Origin of the sequence: Ochrobactrum sp. BTU1 (assembly GCA_018798825.1) — a bacterium.
Lineage (GTDB): Bacteria > Pseudomonadota > Alphaproteobacteria > Rhizobiales > Rhizobiaceae > Brucella.
In genome coordinates, this window is record CP076356.1 from 270295 (window position 1) to 288308 (window position 18014).

Genomic DNA, 18014 nt, shown 5'->3' on the forward strand with positions numbered 1-18014 from the left:
ATTTTCCTTCTCGAAGCGGTGTCCTGCTGGTCCGTTGGCGGTGGCGGGGACCTGGAATGTCTACTTGATCGACATGCGTGAGTAACGGCAACTGTCACGATAGACGGTGACCGGACGACCCTCACAAAATTTGTCAAGCAACAGACGTTCGGGAAGTCGCGGATCGCTACCGATCCGGAATATTCCGTCTTCAAGCGCGACAAGTTCCATATCAAGGTCAGGCCCCTCTACTCCGCCCGGCGAGATGAGCCATAGCTTGTCCTCACGCATGACGATGCGGAAGGTGGGGCACCAGGGAGAATAGCTGCGATAGCGTCCCGTCAAACCAGCGTAAGGGTGTTTTTGCTGAGTGAGGCTATGGAACGGTTGCGTATTTTCTGGCCTATAAACACGATCACCGAACGCCCACTGGCTTAGGTTGGCATCAAAGGTTAAGTGGAAATGCTCCATGTCCGGGTGATCGGTCATCATACGCGATCCCCAACTGCGCCAAATATTGGCCCTTATACCGTTACTGCGCAGATAGAGGCGCTGGTCTTCCTCAAAAATCTCGATAATGTCAGGACTAGTTTCACCAATTGCGCCAGAAGCGAAACGGCCAATCATCGAGGAGTTGTACCCTTTGCAATCGGTGCCGAATGCCAGATCCAGCCGCGCTGCCGGCACCGCGCCTTTTACCAGCGTCGCATGTGCGTGCCGGGCAAGCGTCTCCCCAACGGCATAGCAGCCATTTGCATTGGTAAGGACACAGATGCCAAGACCTGCGGTGCGGTCAACCAGAAGGAAGCTCGAATGCCCGATCATTCCGCCGCCATGTGTGAGGCAGATATGCCCGCCAACCGTTTCGATATTGATGCCATAGCCATACCGACTTTCGCTAACTGCAAGGCCGCCGAAGTCGTCGACATTTCCCTCGCCCTCATGCCCGAGGTCCGTGATTGCGCGCAACAGTGCAGCGGCAGGAATTGCCTGTTCTCCGTTGATCCGGCCACCATGCAAAAGCGCCGTCATCAGGCGAACCATGTCGCGGCTGGAAGCGGCGATGCTTCCGTCGCCGCCTTCGGCCTCGACCCACGGAGCCGCGGCAAGTGCTAAGCCGGGTCGCCACGGAATATCATCGCGTGCGGGCTGGCTTCCTGTCGCAACATGCGCGCGAGTGGTGCTCTCAAGCCGTGCGAAGGAGTCGGTCATTCCGAGCGGAGCCAATAAGCTGGCTCGCGCATGGTCAGTGGCATGCATGCCAGTCAGCCGACTGACGGCAAGACCAAGGACGTTATAGCCGAGATTTGAGTAGTGGAAGAACGTGCCGGGAGGGCTGGCAGTTTTGCTGTCGCGCAGACTCCAGCACTGCGCCAGTTCGTCTGGTGGATCATCAGCGCCCTTGACGAGCCCAGCAGTGTGATGAAGCAAATGGCGCAACGATGGTTCGGGATAGTCCGAACCAATTTTTAGCCAGGGAAGAATGTCAGAGGCAGGACGGTCCGGGTCACAAACGTCATTCTCGATCAGATTGGCGATCATTAATCCGGTGAAAAACTTGCTGATAGAGCCGATTAAGAACGGTGTTCGTTCCGTGATTTCCTGATGCTCGAAATCTCTGCCAAATTGCAGATAACGGGCGTCGCCATCCCGCGTGACAATGCCAAGTATGCCTCCGGTGAAAGGCCATTGGCCGGGAAGTTCTGTATAAATACGTGCGAGGATTGATGGGAGGTCGGTCATGGTGTCTCGTTGCAAAGGAATTGAGTGAGTGCGCGCAGTGGGGCACCGGTTGCGCCCTCGGGCCATGGACCTACGTCTCGTAGCAACCACGCGGTGGAGCCGTTATCAATATGCGCCCATTCAGTGTGGCTCACGAATTGTGAAAGATAACAGGCTGCAATCTGACCGCTATCGGTTTCGCCTGCCGCCACATTGCTGCGGTCACCGATACGCGAACGCAACAGAGTGTCGCGTTCTTTACGCAGGGGGAGATACCAGCCCGGATCACCTGCGCTGTCACCGGCCCTTGTCAGTTTTGCAGCCAAACTTTCTTCATTTGACCACAGGCCCCAGAACTCAGGTCCGACACCGCCACCATCGCTTAGTGTGCCAACGTCAATCAGCGCACGAACATTATGTCTTTTGAGCCAACTGAGTGCGTCGGCGAGCAGAAGGCGCCCTTCGCTGTCTGTATCCATCACTTCTGTCGTGGAATTATCAGGGTGGTATACCCGGTCGCCGGGCCGCATGGCACGGCCCGAGGGCATATTTTCCGCCATCGGCAATACCGCTAACACATCTGGCGCTTTCTTAAGTGCTACGGCTGCAAAAAGCGCCCCAGCGACCGCGACAGCTCCGGCCATGTCACTTTTCATATAGCCGATCTCCTGGAGATCGCGCTTGAGGTTAAGACCGCCAGTATCAAATGTTACCCCTTTGCCAGCAAGCCCTACAGGTCTATTTCCGGAGCCGAATTGTAAAATGACCACTCGAGGGGCTGCATCTGCGCCGCGCCCGACTGCAAGTGTCGCGCCAAAGCCCTCGGCCTTCATACGCGGCTCGTGCCATATCTCGGCACCAATATTGAGCTCGGCAGCACGTTCCGCAATTTCCTTTGCAAGGGCCTCCGGTCGAAGATCTGCCGCAGGTCGCTCCACCAGATCACGCGCCCAATTTGTCCAGTGCGCAATGATGAGCCCGTTTTGCGCCGCTTGTTGATGCGCAGACTGATCGACGTCTTTTGACAAAATGAGGCGTAACGTTTGATCTGATCGTTTAGCGGGTTTGAAAGTGCCAAGTGCTATGCCTTCGCAAAGAGCTCCAATATCTTTTGGACAGAGGCCTGAAAGCGCACGCAGATCAACCGCGATTGTTGGCACATCGGTATTCAGTCGGCCGAGACGCATACCGCAGTCGCGATAATTGCTTTGGGAACCGGATGTATCAAGTCCCAGCGCAAACGCCCGATGCGCTCGACCATCCAGATTTATGATCCAGGAAGTTTCGACGCCTCCGCTTTCAGGCGCTTTTTCCCATAAATGTGCAGTGGCGGTTCCATATGGAACCGCCTGTGATCTATCGGAAATAACGAGACTATCGTCAGTTGCTTCTAAAATAAGATGCACAGCGAACCTACTTTTTGTGGACGTTTAACAATGTTTCGACTGAAAGATTATTGACGGAACCAACAAGCGGCGACGACACAAAGCCGGTCCAATCGGGGCTGTGGGCTTCAAGTGTCTGCGGATAGACAAGAGCGATGTAAGGGCGCTCGCGATAAGCTAGCTCCTGCATCTGATTGACTATCTCTGCCCGCTTTTCCCGGTCGGCGATCTGTGCTTGTTGCATATAGAGCTTATCATATTCCGGGTTACAATAGCCGCTATCGTTATTGTTGCCACGCTGGGCGCAGGTCAGCACGCTGAGGATGAAATCCGGGTCCAGTGGCGGCACCCAAAGCCACATCGCGATATCGTAATCACGATAATCCCTGTTTTCCCCCATGATCGCATGATTGGCCGCATCGGCATCCAATTTACGCTGGGCGAGGCGAATGCCAATCTGCTCATAGCCAGCCTGAATAATCTTGAAGGTCCTATCGCCCGCGCCTGCCACTTCTGTTGGGAATATCACTTCATATTCCATACGTGTGCCATCAGCGACGCGAATGCCGTCCGGACCGCGCGCATAACCGGACTGATCGAGAATGGCATTTGCCTTTCCAATATCGAAACCAACAGATTTGAGATCGGCGTCATGCCAGCCGGTTGCAGGTGCGACAATTGATGTGCCCGGGGTTGCATAGCCAAGCCAGACTTGCTTGATAATGGCATCCCGATCAATCGCCAGTTCAAGCGCCTCACGCACTTTGGGATTCAGAAGCTCGTGATGCGCTTTCTTCTCCGGGTTGGTGTTTATGATCATATTGTGGAAGCCGGTGCTGGGGGCGGACTCGATCACCATCCCTGCGCCCTTCAAGGATTCGATAGCAGTAGGCGATATTGTCTGCCCGACCATATCCAGTTGCCCTGACGTCAGCGCGGATGCCATTGCATCACTATTTGCGAAGAATTGCAGACCAAACCCTTCAATCTTGGGCTTGGTTTCGCCCCACCAATTGGGATTAGCCTTGAATAGCGCCAACTGGTTTTTCTTGTATCCGGAAAGAACGAAAGGTCCGCCTGAAACCCACGGCGCGGCGTTTTCAAAGCTGTCGATTTCTGATCCGTCCTCGCCTGCCACATCCGACCATATGTGGGCAGGTAGAATAGGAACCGCCTGCATCTTTACCGGAACATCTCCGGCTGGCCCGTCATAGCTTAGCACGACCGTATTATCGTCGGTGGCTTCAGCTGACTTCAGATGACTAAGCCAACCCGCGAGTTTACCAGTCGTGCTGTCTTTGTATTTCAGGATCAGGTTATAGGTGAAAGCAGCGTCTTTTGCAGTCAATGGTTTGCCGTCTGACCATTTCGCATCTTTGAGCGTGTGGAAAGTCCAGATCGTGCCATCGTCAGATGAAGACCAGTCGGTTGCAAAATATGGAACAATCTTCAGGTCCGCGTCGTAGACTGTCAGAAAAGGGTATCCATATTGAAACGCGATGCTACTGTAATCAGAACTCGAGACGAAGGGGTTAAGGGAGTCGATGGGTTGACTGACGCCGATACGTAGTACGTCGGCGAGAGCTTGATGTGGTGCAGCCCAACTCGCAGAAATACACAAAGCGATTGCGGCCGCTCTGACAGTTTTTTTCATTGCGCCGGTTTTGCGGGCGATTGACGGAAAAGCTCCTGATTTCATTGTTCCCTCATATTGTTAGACTGCGCTAACTTAATATAGTCAGTATAAAGATTAGACGGAAATCAGCAACTAAACGCGATGCGCCTCCGTCCTCGAACACAGGTGTATCCCTGCTTGACTTGCACTTATTATTCTTATTATGATGAGTTCAAAAGTCAAGGGAACATCCGGAGGGCTGGTTGCTCAACCTCACATATTTTCTACGGCGGCTATTTGCAGCGGCTGTAACTATTCTCGTTGCGGTCACGCTCAATTTCCTGCTGTTTCGCGTTTTGCCGGGCAATGCTGTTACCCATATCGCACGCATTCCCAATGCTTCCGCTGAAATGCGCCGTGCCCTTGAGATAAAGTTCGGGCTCGACAAGCCGATATGGGAGCAGTTTCTCATTTACCTGCGTGAAATGGCGCATGGAAATCTTGGTATTTCCTACGCCAACCGTCAGCCGGTCTTTGACAACTTGCTTGAGGCTTTCTCGAATACCATTCCGATGGTCGCTACAGGTACGGTCCTGGCGTTGATCCTCGGCCTCGTGGTGGGGACTATTGCTGCAACGCGCCGTAATGGACCGACGGATCATATTCTGACCGGCTCGGCCGTGCTGGCTTACGCATTTCCAACGCAGTTTCTTGGCCTGATGATGCTCATCTTTGGCGCTGGCTATCTGCCCGCGGCCGGAATGAGTGATCCGTTTTTGCTCGCCGATAGTTGGTGGGAAGTAATGCGTGATCGTCTTTGGCACATGGTGTTGCCTGTTTCGACGCTGGTCCTTACTCTCTATGCGGAAAATGCGCTTATCACGCGTTCGGCTATGCTCGAAACGCTTGGTGAAGATTACATTCTGACCGCGCGCGCAAAAGGTGTTCCGCGCCGCAGGATCATTCTGCGTCACGCGCTACGCAATGCGCTGTTGCCGATTGTGACCATGTCCGCGCTTTCGCTCGGTTCTATCGTGTCGGGCGCAATCCTCGTTGAAGTGATTTTCTCGTGGCCCGGTATCGGACGCACTCTTTATGAAGCGGTGCTCAATCGCGATTACCCCATGCTGCAAGGCGGATTTCTCGCCATTACGGTGGTTGTAACGGTGCTCAATCTTGCGGCTGACCTGCTGCATTTCGTGCTCGATCCACGCGTCAGAACATAGTTGGGGTTAGTGAACATGACTAAAGAGAGCCTTGGCCGCTTAACGCACGGCTTGTTGGAAAAACCCGGTCTGCTGATCGGCATACTAATACTGGCAAGCTTTGCAATAATTACCCTGGGAGCGCCGTGGATCATTCCCTATTCGATTACTGAACCCAGTTGCGGTGTCTTTGAATCGCCATCATTTTCACACTGGTTTGGCTGCGACGACGGCGGGATAGATGTGTTGAGCCTTACGATCTATGGCGGTCGCATCTCCATTATGGTCGGAGTTACGGCCAGTCTGATCGCCATTTTTGTTGGTGCGCTGGTCGGTGTTTTAGCTGGGTATTTCGGTGGTCCGGTCGATACCGCACTCATGGGCATCACCGACTATCTACTGGTTATTCCGCAGATCGTTTTGATGATTGTGGTCGCTTCGGTGTGGAGCCCTTCCATTGACCATGTGGTGCTTGTGATCGGCCTGTTGATGTGGACTTCGGTGGCCAGATTGATCCGCTCTCAGGTGAAATCAATGCGGCAGCGCGTTTTTGTGCGCCGGGCCGAAGCGAATGGTGCGGGGCATCTGCATATCATTTTACGTCATATCCTGCCGCAGATTGGGCCGCTGCTGGCGGCTAACTGGGTGCTGGCGATCACTGTTGCCATCTTCAACGAAACCGCGCTCGCCTTTCTTGGATTATCCGATTCAAACGCGGTCACATGGGGCACCATCATGGAACATGCATTCAATCGGTCGGCAGTAAGTGCCGGTGCATGGTGGGCGATTGTGCCGGCAGGCATGGCCGTCGCACTGCTTGTCATTGGTTGTTATCTCGTTGGACGCTCCATCGAAGACCGGCTCAATCCAAGGCTTGCGGTTTCATATCTGTCGACACGCAACTGGCGGATGCGGCCTGCAAAGGAACTCGAACATGACTAAAGAGCAGCCTTCGGCTTTGAGAACGCAACCTTTGCTTAGCGTCGAGAAGCTCAATGTCTGGTATGGTGCGGGCGGAAGGTCAAACCGCGTTCGCATCCAGGTTCTGCATGACGTTTCTTTTGATTTGATGCCGGGCGAGCGTCTCGGACTCATCGGCGAATCCGGCTCTGGAAAGACGACGATTGCATTGGCAACAATGGGGCTTCTCCAGCCGTCGGCGGAGGTTGCGGGGAGAATTCTTCTAAACGGTCGCGACATTCTCGCATCAGGTGAAGCATCTGTTGCGCCCCATCGGTGGAAAGACATTGCCATGGTATTTCAGGGGGCGATGAACGCCTTCAATCCCGTGCGCAGTATCGGCTGGCAGATCGCTGAAGCCATGGAAGTTCAGGACATGGCAAAGGGGCGTTTGGGCATCCAGCGCGTGGGTGAATTGCTGGAATTGGTGGGGATACCTGCTACGCAGGCAAGTGGCTTTGCGCATGAGTTTTCCGGTGGCATGCGACAGCGCGCAATGATTGCAATGGCGCTTGCCTGTTCTCCGAAAGTGCTGTTGGCCGACGAACCGACCACGGCGCTTGATGTGATGGTGCAGCGGCAGGTGTTGGAACTGCTGGTCGATCTGAGCCGGAAACTGGATTTGGGCGTTATTCTAGTGACCCACGATCTCGGTGTTGTGGCGGAGGCATGTACGCGAGCTGTGGTTATGCTCAATGGTCGGAATGTTGAAACCGGGCCGACAGCGGATCTCTTTCATCGACCGGCGCATCCTTATACACGGCAGCTTTTAAAAGCTTCTCCTGCGACTATTCGGGATGATGCAGAGGTTTCTAAAAAACCGTTGGCTGAAGAGGTCTCTGGTTCACAATTGCTGGGGATAGAGGGGCTGACTGTATGCTATTCTCAGCGTCCAAGTCTAAAGCAGATTTTGACGTCCAATCGCCCCGAGCCCAAGCAGGTTGTGAAAGCGCTGGACCTCAACGTAAAGGCCGGCGAGATTGTTGCCCTCGTTGGCAGATCGGGTTGCGGCAAGACATCCACTTTGCAGGCGGTCATGCGTATGCAGCCCGTTAGCGGAGGGCGAATTGTCTTCGATGGGCAGGATATTACTGCGCTTGAAGGGCGGGCATTGCGCCGTGTGCGTCGCGATATTCAGATGATCTATCAGGATCCCTACGAGTCTCTGGATAGCCGTTTCCGTGTTGAACATACGATTATGGAGCCTTTGGAAATACACGGTATTGGGCACAATCGTGCAGAACGCCTTCGCCTCGTGCGTGAAGCCCTCGAGCGCGTAGGCTTGACGCCGGTTGACGATTTCCTGCGGCGTTTCCCACATGAACTTTCTGGCGGTCAGCGCCAGCGTGTCGCTATTGCTGCCGGAATTGTTCTCAAGCCTAAACTAATCCTCGCCGATGAGCCGACATCCATGCTCGACGTATCAATCCGCAGCGGCATTCTCGATCTTCTTGTTGGATTGTGCCGAGAAGGTGGAATGTCAGTGCTGATGATAACCCATGATCTCTCCACGGCAGCAAGCTATGCCGATCGCATCGCTGTCATGTATGAGGGGCGCATTATTGAAGCGGGGCCTGCAATGCAGGTGGCAAGAGAGCCGCACGCTCAGCATACACGGGATCTGATCGCAGCCATTCCGCACATTATTCCCCGAGCGGCCAATCTGATCTGACAAAAAGCATGCAAAGTCGCAGAGCTGGTTGACGAGCGAGCAGACTCATTATACAAAGTATAACAAGAGAGAAAGGGCGCGCTGTTCCGTAGTTGGCGACAGGTGTCCGGGAATTAATCAAAGGAGGAAATGATGTCGGTCGCCGCTTATTCCAGCAAACGTTACGAGAAAAGCCGTGAGCTATTTGCGCGGGCCTGTGAAGTTATTCCCGGTGGTGTGAACTCGACTGCCCGTGCAACCTGGTCTGGCTGGGAGCCACATCCGCTTTTCGTTGACCGTGGCGAGGGCGCTCGCGTCTGGGATGTTGATGGGAATGAATATATCGATTACCTCATAGGTTTAGGGCCAATGCTGCTCGGACATCGCCCAGAGGCGGTGACTGAAGCGGTGGTGCGTGCCATTCGCGAAGTGGGGACCGTTTTCGCCATGCCGAGCGCGCCGGAAACGGTTCTGGCGCACAAGTTGATCGCAGCAGTGCCATCGCTGGAACAGGTTCGTCTTTGCAATACGGGCACGGAAGCGGTGCTTTATAGCGTCCGCCTTGCTCGCGCCTTCACGGGGCGCAAGAAGATCATCCGATTTGAAGGCATGTATCACGGTTTCTCCGACGGGGTTTACTGGAGCAAGCATCCCGATCCGGCTACGTCCGGTCCGGATAATGCGCCGCGCGCAATTCCTCAAGGCCCTGGTATGCCGGATGGCATTTCTGACGGGCTGATCATCTTGCCGTGGAACGATATTGCTGCCTTACGTGCAGTCATTGAGCGGGAAGGCGACAATATTGCGGCTGTGCTCACCGAGCCAGTCATGTGCAATACCGGCTGTATATTGCCAAAGCCTGGCTATCTTGAAGCCATGCGCGAGCTAACGGCGAAACACGGAATCCTGCTGATTTTTGATGAAGTGATTACTGGTTTCCGTCTGGCACTTGGCGGCGCGCAGGCGCGTCTTGGTATAACGCCCGATTTATCTACTTTCGCTAAAGGTATCGGTGGTGGATTCCCTGTGGCCGCGATGGGTGGTCGCAAGGATATTATGTCGATGGTTGCGGATGGTCGTGTGTCTGTCGCAGGGACTTATGCGGGTAATACGATTGCGGTTTCGTCTGCAAACGCCACACTCGATATCCTTTCCCAGCCGGGCTTTTACGGCTCTCTCGACTCAGTTTCGGACAGATTGCGTTTTGGCCTGATCGACGTGTTCAACAGTGCAGGGATTCCGACGCGCGTTGTGGGTATGGGGGCAGTTTATCAGGTCTGGTTCACCGAGCACGACATCCATAATTATCGCGATGCAGCGCGCTATGCCAACCATGATATCTTCCGCATTTGGTGGGAAGGCATGCTTGAACGTGGCATTTTGTTTCATCCGGGCGCATTTGAAAATCTCTTCATTACTTTTGCGCATACAAATGATGATGTAGACCGCACATTGGATGCGGCACGTGAAGTCGCGCGTCTGATCAGAGCGCGCTAAAGCGGGTTGGCGCATATGAGGGATGAGAGAGGAAAGCGATATGACGGATTGGCGGTTGGGAATTGACCTTGGCACTTCTGCCGTCAAGCTTGTCGTACTGGACAGTTCTGGGGAAGTCCGGGCCGAAAGCGGAGCCTCTCATCCCACATTTTCAACGCGTCCCGGTCAGGCTGAACAGAATCCGTCTGACTGGGTCGCAGCTCTGATAAAAGCGTTGGGCGATCTGCCTGACGGAACAATTGATAAAATTGGCGCAATCTCTGTCGCGGGACAAATGCCAACACTTGTCTGTATTGGCAAAGGCGGCGAATGTGTTGGCCCCTCGATTACCTGGCAGGATAGCCGTGCCGACAATATGGCGCGGGAAAAGCTGCATGGTGAAGCCCATTCCCGTGTTTATGCTCAGACTGGCATGCCCGTGGATGGTCGGTATCTTGCTCCGCAATTTCTTCAACATTTTCGCCAGCGTGGGGATGAGGTTTGCCGCATCCTTTCGGCAAAAGATTACATCGTTTATGTCCTGACAGGTCGCATGGTAACCGACCCATCGACAGCCGCAGGATATGGGGTCTACGCCCTCGAAACTGAAAGCTGGGACTCGGAGCTTTGTCAAATCTGGAACTTGCCGATGTCCTTATTACCTGAACTGGCATCAACATCTGTGGTTGTTGGTACGGTGAACGCTGCGGCAGCAATTCTACTGGGCCTGTCGGAAGGTATTGCCGTATATAACGGCGCGGCGGATTCCGCTGCTGGTGCCTTCGCGATGACAGGTCTCAACGCCAATAGCGCCAGCGTCGCCATGGGGTCCAGTGCGATTATTTTTGGTGCAACACCCGCCCGACACCTTGATCCCCAAGCGCGCTATCTGCTGACACCACATGTTGCGTCTGGCTGGTACGGGCGGGAAATGGATTTGCTTTCAACAGGCATTGGCTTTGCGTGGCTCGGTCGAATTCTGGGCTTGTCACCGGAGGAGCTTGAGGCGGAGGCGCTCGCCAGTGTTCCGGGAGCAAACGGCACCACATGCGCGCCTTATATGACAGGCGGCGGCGAGCAGGGGGCTCTCTGGGATACGTCTTTAACGGGTGTTTTTCACGGGTTGAATGTCGCGACAACCCGTGCCGATCTGGCGCGTGCCTATCTCGAAGGTGTCATCCTCGAAATACGCCGCTGCATTGATGTGCTTTCGGAAACTTGGCCAGTCCGACATCTTGTATTGTCTGGTCGTCTGGCACGTAATGCTGCATTGGTGCAGATGTTTGCCGACATGACTGGTCGGTCCATTCAGGTCTTTGACTTTGGTTCTTCCGCTGCAATTGGCGCTGCCGCCCTTGCCGGTGAGTCTCTGACAATCCAACTCATCAACACCCCGGTAATCGTTCCCACCGACACTGCGCGCGATTATGAGCCCGTCCATGCGCGCTTCATGGCGCTTTATCCACATATCGCACGCAGCGGCGATCGCAAGTAATAGAAGAGATTGCAATGAAAATCCTGGATTTCTCTACACGCGCCGAGATGGATGACGCTGCAGCCAGTTATATTAGCACATTGGTAAAAAATAAGCCGGATGCGGTGATCGCTTTGCCCACAGGCGAAACGCCGCTTGGTCTTTACCGTAATCTGGCTGCGCGTCAGCGTGAAGGCGCAATCAATTGCCAATCAGCCCGCTTTTTCAATCTCGATGAATTTGAGGGCAAAGGACTGGCCGACGAAGGCAGTTATGCCGGCTTCCTCATGCGCCATGCTTTCGAGCCGCTGCATATTGCGCCAGACCATTTGCGCTTGTTGCAGGGCGATGCCTTGGATGTGGAGGCTGAATGTCGTGCCTATGATGCTGCGATTGATATTGCCGGCGGCCTAGATTTGGCAGTGCTTGGGTTGGGGCGCAACGGTCACGTGGCATTCAACGAGCCCGGGGATGACTGGAGGCTTGGGACACATCGCGTTGCCCTCACTCAGACGACCCGCGAAGCGCAGAGTGGAATATACCAAGCCTCAGCCGATGTGCCGAATTATGGTTTGACGATGGGTGTGGCGACGGTTCTAGCGGCGCGTAAATTGCTGTTGCTGGTCACCGGGCAGGGGAAGGAAGATGCATTGAATGCACTTATCTCCGGTCGTCCCGACCCTGATCGTTCTGTTACTGCGCTGGTCGGCCACCCAGATTTGACCGTCTTGCGCGACTTATCTTCGTTTGGAAGCTGATTTAACGGCGGATAGAGTGTTGTGATAAGGTTGTTTATACGTGCAGACTTGTGATTCAGTATGATAAAGAGACTAAGACCCCGAAAGGGATGACTGATACCAACGAGAGGCTGGCATAGCTTTGACTGAGAAGAATGCTGAAACAGCACGATTGGACACGGCCGAACCCGGAAAGTTGCGCTATCAGGTCGCTTACGACACAATTGTCGCGTTGATACGGGATAATGGTCTTGAGCCCGGCGATAAGCTGCCCAGCATTTCAGAGTTGGGCGACCTCTCAGGAGTTAGCACGATCTCGATCCGGCATGCACTCGAAAAGCTGGAACGGGAGGGCCGCATCACACGTCATCAGGGTCTTGGCACCTTTGTTGCCGAGCGCCGCATCGTTATGGAGCCGAGCCGGTCCGGCGAGTTGCTGCAAACCCTTGCCGCCGCACAGCCGACAGAAATGGCAACGCGGCTTATTCAGCTTGCAGTCGGCCTGCCAAGCCCGGGTGCAGCAGATGCGCTTTCCATCCCTCAAGGACAGCCGGTTTGGGAAATTGTCAGACTGCGAAGCCTGCGCGATAAGCCGGCTATTTTAGAGCGTGCCATTCTGCCGCTCAATCTCGTCCCGAGCCTTCAGCAGGATGAACTTGCGGGCGGCGGCTCGCTCTATCGTTTTTTGGCAGAACACCACGGGCTGAACGACGCTCATATCGAACAGTTCTTCGAAGTTGTTCAGCCAAACAAAGTTGAACAAACGAACTTGCAAATCGGAAGTGACGAGCTGGTGGTACGCATTCGCGGTGTAAGCTTCACCGCTGACGATATTGCATTCGACTGTTGGCAGCAGACCTACCGCGCGTCCGATTTCATTTTCAGTATATCGGGTGTAGCTGAAAGAAAGATCCTAAATTCGTCTAAAATAGCGCCTTGGGGCATTAATTCCTTCCCCCAAGTTTCTAATGATTCTTAGTTCTTTTCTCAACTGAGTACTTCATTATCGCAATAATTATATTCTGTTTGGGATCAAACTTCTGCTAAATGAATAAACATCGTTAAAGTCATTAATTGCCAACTCCATTCCATTCCATTCCATTCCATTCCGGTCGGTGTCGCCATGTCCAGCGTTGCACTATACGTAATGGAGATCAGTGTCAGACCCGACGTTAATACAGTTGGCGAAGCAACGCATCAACCGGTGCTGTCACAGTGATTTCTCGTCAACCAAGAGCGGTGGTTGTTCCGGATGCCCCAGACATCCCGGACATAAAATCGGTCTCTTCGCGCGGCCAGTAAACTAGTTGCTGCGTTCCGTAAGCTTGTTAGTTGAGCGCATAATACGGACCTGAAAACAGTTATTCCTTGCTGATCGCACGTCTACAAAATCTATATCACCGCGTTCAAGTAGCTCGTTTGCGTAGCTGGCAATATCCTTTGTCGCCACAATTTTTCCAGTGCCATAGCAAATACGCTGATCCGTCGTGTAGCCCCTCAATAGATATTCGACGCTGGCCAATATCGGGGGCATTCCACTCCCTGACCAAGCGGTGCAATCGTCCGCACATAGGAAGATGGGACCAGTCTCCGCGTATGGCTGAAGACGATCAAATGGACGGTAAGCGAGAATTAGCATGCCTGCATTTTTTGGAATGAAGTTAAGGCAGTGCCGGCATGGATCTCCATGACCGTCAGAAACCGCGCGCTCTGCTACGCAACCATACGCATCGTGCCCGCCGCGACGCAAAAATGCTATTTTATCGCTCGGAAGCGGGAGAAATTTAATATTTGGCATTAGGCCTCCTGAAATCAGGCCAAATGTCCCAAAAACCCAAGTTATTTCTATCCGTTTCTTGCTTTTAAATGAAGCCAGTGTGGCGCTTCGGATCAGGGTTGGGTGCCAAACTGTCATTATTCATTTGAGATTGAATGATCGCTACTAAAGTCGGAAGCTGCCGGACGTCATTGCGCGTAGGTTCGACATTCACATTACTATCGGCCACACCCAAGAGCAAACAGTCTGCCTGCGCCTCCGTAAATGTTTGAAATGAAGTGTGTAGCGCTCAGTCGGATTGCGGACAACACGTCGGTACGTAAGACTGAGAACGTCCGAGCAGTTCGCTATATATCGAACGAATTTGACGATCATGACAGGGAGAAACAACCCTTCAATGTTGGGGTCAAACACCTAATCTTGCGGAGAACGGAGTAGGCAGAACGCTTCGCCCCTGAAGCGAAGTGCAACATAGCTACATTGGTTCATATGATCGATCAAACAGGCTTGCTCAGGAGTTGACATTTCTTGCATTGTGCAGCGCTCTTCAGCGCATATCTGACTATAAATTTGACCGGTGGGAACATGCGCGACGAAAAGCGAGGTCTTCGATCCCTTCGGATTGAGGTCTTCATAGGCGGCTGTCAGCCTCTCGAACGCAGCAGGATCCTGCCCTACAGGGTCAAGGTCGATCCCCATCTCGCCAACCTCGCCAACCATCGTCATATAGCGCAAATGTTCTTCTTCGGAACAAATAAGTCGGTCAGCCATCGCGGGGATCGATGACGTCAAGACAATCGCACTGAGGATAACCGCCATTTTCCGCATCATTTCTCTTTCTGTCCGTACCTGAGGACCATGTAACTTTTGGCTTTGCCGTCAATTCTCGACTCTCTTGCCGCGTCAATCAACGAAATCTACGGGAACTCAATCCATCGTAGCATCGGCTTCAAGGAAAACCATTCATAACGACAAACGACTGCCATGGGATCGGGAGCCGCCGAACTGCAACGAGCGCAAAGCCGGTTACCGACTGACCAAATCGCTTTTCCGAAAAGTGTCCAAGCCTTTTAGTTCATAACGGATGTCGCGATGCGTGGAAACCCGGTTCACGACTAACGGAGTTGCTTGGCAATAGACAGTTTCTGTGACTGCACCGCTCTAGCTACTTTCCAAGACAAGAAACAAGCTTCCGCTTTGTCGTCTCTTGGATATGCAAATTAGAAAACCTGTTGAGCTTGGGGGCGATATGGTCTAAAGCAGAGTAAATACTCTGGTTTAGAAAATATGCGAAAACCCAATCCAGCAAGTCATGCCATTCAACGAGCTCATCTTATTCAGGCCGCACGGCGCTCCTTTTCCCGCGCCGGCTTTGACGGTGCAAGTACCGAGTCCGTCCGTGTCGAGGCCAACACCAGCACCGGCAAGCTGTTTCATTATTTTCCAAACAAGCAGTCATTGATCCTGGCGGTGGTGGAGGACCACATCCGTAGTAGCCAGTTGTGGTTGAATGAATTGGAAGACCATGATGATGCAGACAAGGCGCTTCGGCTACTGCTGAAAGGGATCATCGAAGCCGCCGCTGATCCGGAAGAAAGGCGTCTTATCCTCGAAATCTCTGCTGCCACTTCGCGTGACAAAGAGATTGCAGGGCTGAGCGCCCAGGCTGACAAAGCCTTAAGCCAGACGATCACGGCGCTCATTGCGGGCAACAAGAGAACTTTTCTCCTACCCAATGATCAGATGACCGTACTCCTGTCTACCTGGATCGACGGCGTGTTTAGTCGTGCGGAGACGGATGCTGCCTTCGACCCGCAGCAGATGCTCGCGACGATGAACAACCTGCTCGAAATTCTCCAGCGTCAACAATAAGGCCGCGAATATGTCTGAACGTATCGAGACCATCGACGCAGTTCGAGGATTTGCTCTTGCAGGCATTCTTGTTGTCAACAGCCTGGTCTTTGCTTCAACCTGGTATGGCACGGGTCTGTCTACACCGGACGCAAGCTGGCTCGATATATTTCTCGAGAGCGTTGTCTCGGCGGTATTTGAGCTAAAGTTTTATCTGTTGTTCTCTTTTCTCTTCGGCTATTCGATCACTTTGCAAATACAGTCAGCCGAGCGCTCCGGAAGCAACTTCATACCGCGTATGCTGCGCCGGCAAGCTGGCCTTTTCGTTATTGGAGCAATACACGCCGTTGTTCTTTTCCACGGTGATATTCTGACCACCTACGCAGTTTTGGGGCTGGTGTTGCTGGCCCTGCGCAACCGCACAGACCGGTTTCTCACTGTGCTCGCGGTGATGCTCATCGTTGTGACGGGATTTTTATGGGTTGCAATTGCTGTTTGGCAAACCGGTCTGCCGACGCATGACGAGACCGATATAGCGCGAACTATCATCCTGGCTGCGGCAGAAAACTGGCAGGGCACGCCAAGGCAGATCATCACCGGGCACCTCACCGCGATAAAGGACTTTCTACCATTGCTGGTGCTGCTGCAAGCACCCACCGCCCTTGCAATGTTTCTCCTGGGGTATGTGGCGGGCCGCCATGAGCTATTTAAGAATATCAAGGCAGTGCGGCAAAACTGGTCCGGCCGCATCTATATGCTGGGGTTGCTTGTTGGTGCGCCTGGTGCTTTAGCATACTCCTTAAGCACGACGTTCGTTCCAGGCACCTACATTGAAACGTTAGGTTTGGCAGTGTCTATCGTGACCGCGCCACTGCTCTCTGCGACCATGGTGCTTGGAATGATCAAAATAATGTCGTCTCCTGCTGCAAAAAATGTGCAAAGTCTCTTGGCTGCGGCAGGACGAATGGCGCTGACAAATTATCTGTTACAATCGTTGCTGCTTGCCATAGTTTTCCACGGTTATGGCCTTGGTTTGATGAATCGGCTATCGATTGCCCAGGTTTTGTTGATCGATGGAATAATTTTCTTCATTCAATTGCTGATAAGCAGGTTTTGGCTATCCATCTTTCGTTATGGCCCTTTAGAATGGATGCTCAGAGCGTTAACACGGCTTTCTTTCGACTTGCCAAAGCTTAACGGCCAGTGATTACGCTATTGCGAACAAATGTTTGCTTTTACAGGACGGCAATAATCTGCGATTTCAACTCCTCAATGGCGCGCGATACTTCTTTTGGTCGAAGATGAAGATCATCTTTCCGCTCACCGAGGTACGCATCCCGAGCAGTCGAAAGAATACAGGCCGCCTGATCTGACAAATTGGGACCGACCCAGTCCGCAGCTTCATCCTTGGAAACGAACTGGTTGGTCGCGAGAGTTCTCCACATTCGCGCTAATGTCAGGAGAACATTGCTCTCGTCACCCTCGGCAGAGGAAATCAGCTCTGGAAGAAGATCGCCGATTGCGCGGCGTACAGTTTGAAAAGGAATATCTCCAACAAATTTTGTCAGTTCCGGCCCCAATAGTGGCACGGCTTCCCGTCTTGCCTGCGCAAGAACCAGTGTAAACTCTGGGCTGAATTCTGCTTGCGGAACTTCACCATTTGTATAAGCATCGCGTAACCATTCCCCATAGACGAACTCGGTGCGCGCAGGATAAGAAAGCCGCTCAAGATCTACCGCCTGGAAAATCATAATCTCCAGCGGACGTCGCCCCAGATGATCAGACGGGTACAATCCTGACGTTGCCTTCAGATCGGTTAGTAGATGCGACCGAATGGAATCTGGGAGCTCCCCTTCCACCACAGCGAGCAGATCAACATCGCTGTGCTTGCGCAAACCACGTCCCACGGCGGAGCCGTGCAAATAAACTGCCTTTAGAAGCGGCCCAAGCCGATCTGCCAAAATTGATAGTGCATCGGCAGCTTCCGTCGGTTGGATTAATTTGTAGGTCGGTGCTTGCATGCGGTAAGGTTTCTGTGTGAACGTCGGGTGCAGGAAATTTTCTGCAACGGTGCAGTTGCGCTCCAACATCGCTCTTGGGGTAGTCAACGGTCAACGATGTCAGTCCGAGTTCCATAGTGGCAGATTTCATCTTCTACCACCACAATCGGAACGAAAGCTAT

The 18014-nt window shown here is 53.3% G+C and carries 15 protein-coding genes; 9 read left to right on the forward strand and 6 right to left on the reverse strand.

All coding sequences use genetic code 11. From position 1 onward, the window contains the following. Window positions 1–60: 60 nt before the first annotated feature. Genes KMS41_20430 through KMS41_20440 form a run of 3 tightly spaced genes read right to left on the reverse strand, consistent with a single transcriptional unit; the run spans window position 61 to window position 4785 of the window. Complete coding sequence (locus KMS41_20430; protein QWK80936.1) at window positions 61–1722, reverse strand: beta-lactamase family protein; 1662 nt, start codon at window positions 1720–1722, stop codon at window positions 61–63. Next, window positions 1719–3107, reverse strand: a complete 1389-nt coding sequence (locus tag KMS41_20435; GenBank protein QWK80937.1) for a hypothetical protein — start codon at window positions 3105–3107, stop codon at window positions 1719–1721. The genes KMS41_20430 and KMS41_20435 overlap by 4 nt, the downstream gene beginning before the upstream one ends. A 7-nt stretch (window positions 3108–3114) precedes the next feature. After that, complete coding sequence (locus tag KMS41_20440; GenBank protein ID QWK80938.1) at window positions 3115–4785, reverse strand: peptide ABC transporter substrate-binding protein; 1671 nt, start codon at window positions 4783–4785, stop codon at window positions 3115–3117. Between the two features lie 179 nt (window positions 4786–4964). Between KMS41_20440 and KMS41_20445 the strand changes: the two genes are divergently transcribed. The 7 genes from KMS41_20445 (at window position 4965) to KMS41_20475 (ending at window position 13183) form a co-directional block, all read left to right on the forward strand. Further along, window positions 4965–5927 (forward strand): ABC transporter permease, encoded by a 963-nt coding sequence (locus tag KMS41_20445; GenBank protein ID QWK80939.1) that lies wholly within the window; start codon window positions 4965–4967, stop codon window positions 5925–5927. 15 nt (window positions 5928–5942) lie between these two features. Next, on the forward strand, window positions 5943–6848 hold the full coding sequence (locus tag KMS41_20450; GenBank protein ID QWK80940.1) for an ABC transporter permease: 906 nt from the start codon (window positions 5943–5945) through the stop codon (window positions 6846–6848). Continuing rightward, on the forward strand, window positions 6841–8538 hold the full coding sequence (locus KMS41_20455) for an ABC transporter ATP-binding protein (GenBank protein QWK80941.1): 1698 nt from the start codon (window positions 6841–6843) through the stop codon (window positions 8536–8538). The genes KMS41_20450 and KMS41_20455 overlap by 8 nt, the downstream gene beginning before the upstream one ends. 129 nt (window positions 8539–8667) lie before the next feature. Then, the gene (locus tag KMS41_20460) at window positions 8668–10014 is read left to right on the forward strand and encodes a glutamate-1-semialdehyde 2,1-aminomutase (protein ID QWK80942.1); all 1347 of its coding nucleotides are present in this window, start codon (window positions 8668–8670) and stop codon (window positions 10012–10014) included. A gap of 40 nt (window positions 10015–10054) precedes the next feature. Further along, complete coding sequence (locus KMS41_20465) at window positions 10055–11488, forward strand: hypothetical protein (protein ID QWK80943.1); 1434 nt, start codon at window positions 10055–10057, stop codon at window positions 11486–11488. 14 nt (window positions 11489–11502) lie between these two features. After that, entirely contained in the window at window positions 11503–12225 is a 723-nt protein-coding gene (locus tag KMS41_20470; GenBank protein ID QWK80944.1) for a glucosamine-6-phosphate deaminase, read from the forward strand. Window positions 12226–12346: 121 nt separating this feature from the next. Continuing rightward, the gene (locus KMS41_20475; protein QWK80945.1) at window positions 12347–13183 is read left to right on the forward strand and encodes a GntR family transcriptional regulator; all 837 of its coding nucleotides are present in this window, start codon (window positions 12347–12349) and stop codon (window positions 13181–13183) included. 324 nt (window positions 13184–13507) lie between these two features. Here the strand turns inward: KMS41_20475 and KMS41_20480 are convergent, their stop codons facing one another. Both KMS41_20480 and KMS41_20485 read right to left on the reverse strand, forming a co-directional pair. Continuing rightward, window positions 13508–14002, reverse strand: a complete 495-nt coding sequence (locus tag KMS41_20480) for a DUF1203 domain-containing protein (GenBank protein QWK80946.1) — start codon at window positions 14000–14002, stop codon at window positions 13508–13510. 393 nt (window positions 14003–14395) lie between these two features. After that, window positions 14396–14800, reverse strand: coding sequence for a hypothetical protein (locus KMS41_20485; GenBank protein QWK80947.1), 405 nt, complete (start codon window positions 14798–14800; stop codon window positions 14396–14398). 468 nt (window positions 14801–15268) lie between these two features. On the opposite strand from KMS41_20485, the gene KMS41_20490 reads away from it, so the two are divergent. Together KMS41_20490 and KMS41_20495 are read left to right on the forward strand one after the other, a co-directional pair. After that, window positions 15269–15853: a TetR/AcrR family transcriptional regulator gene (locus KMS41_20490; GenBank protein QWK80948.1), complete on the forward strand. Its 585-nt coding sequence runs from the start codon at window positions 15269–15271 to the stop codon at window positions 15851–15853. 10 nt (window positions 15854–15863) lie between these two features. Continuing rightward, window positions 15864–17039, forward strand: a complete 1176-nt coding sequence (locus tag KMS41_20495; GenBank protein QWK80949.1) for a DUF418 domain-containing protein — start codon at window positions 15864–15866, stop codon at window positions 17037–17039. A gap of 28 nt (window positions 17040–17067) precedes the next feature. On the opposite strand, the gene KMS41_20500 is transcribed toward KMS41_20495, so the two are convergent. Further along, window positions 17068–17853 carry a DUF4111 domain-containing protein gene (locus KMS41_20500; GenBank protein ID QWK80950.1) on the reverse strand — a complete coding sequence of 262 codons (786 nt, stop codon included), beginning with the start codon at window positions 17851–17853 and terminating at the stop codon, window positions 17068–17070. Window positions 17854–18014: the final 161 nt, after the last annotated feature.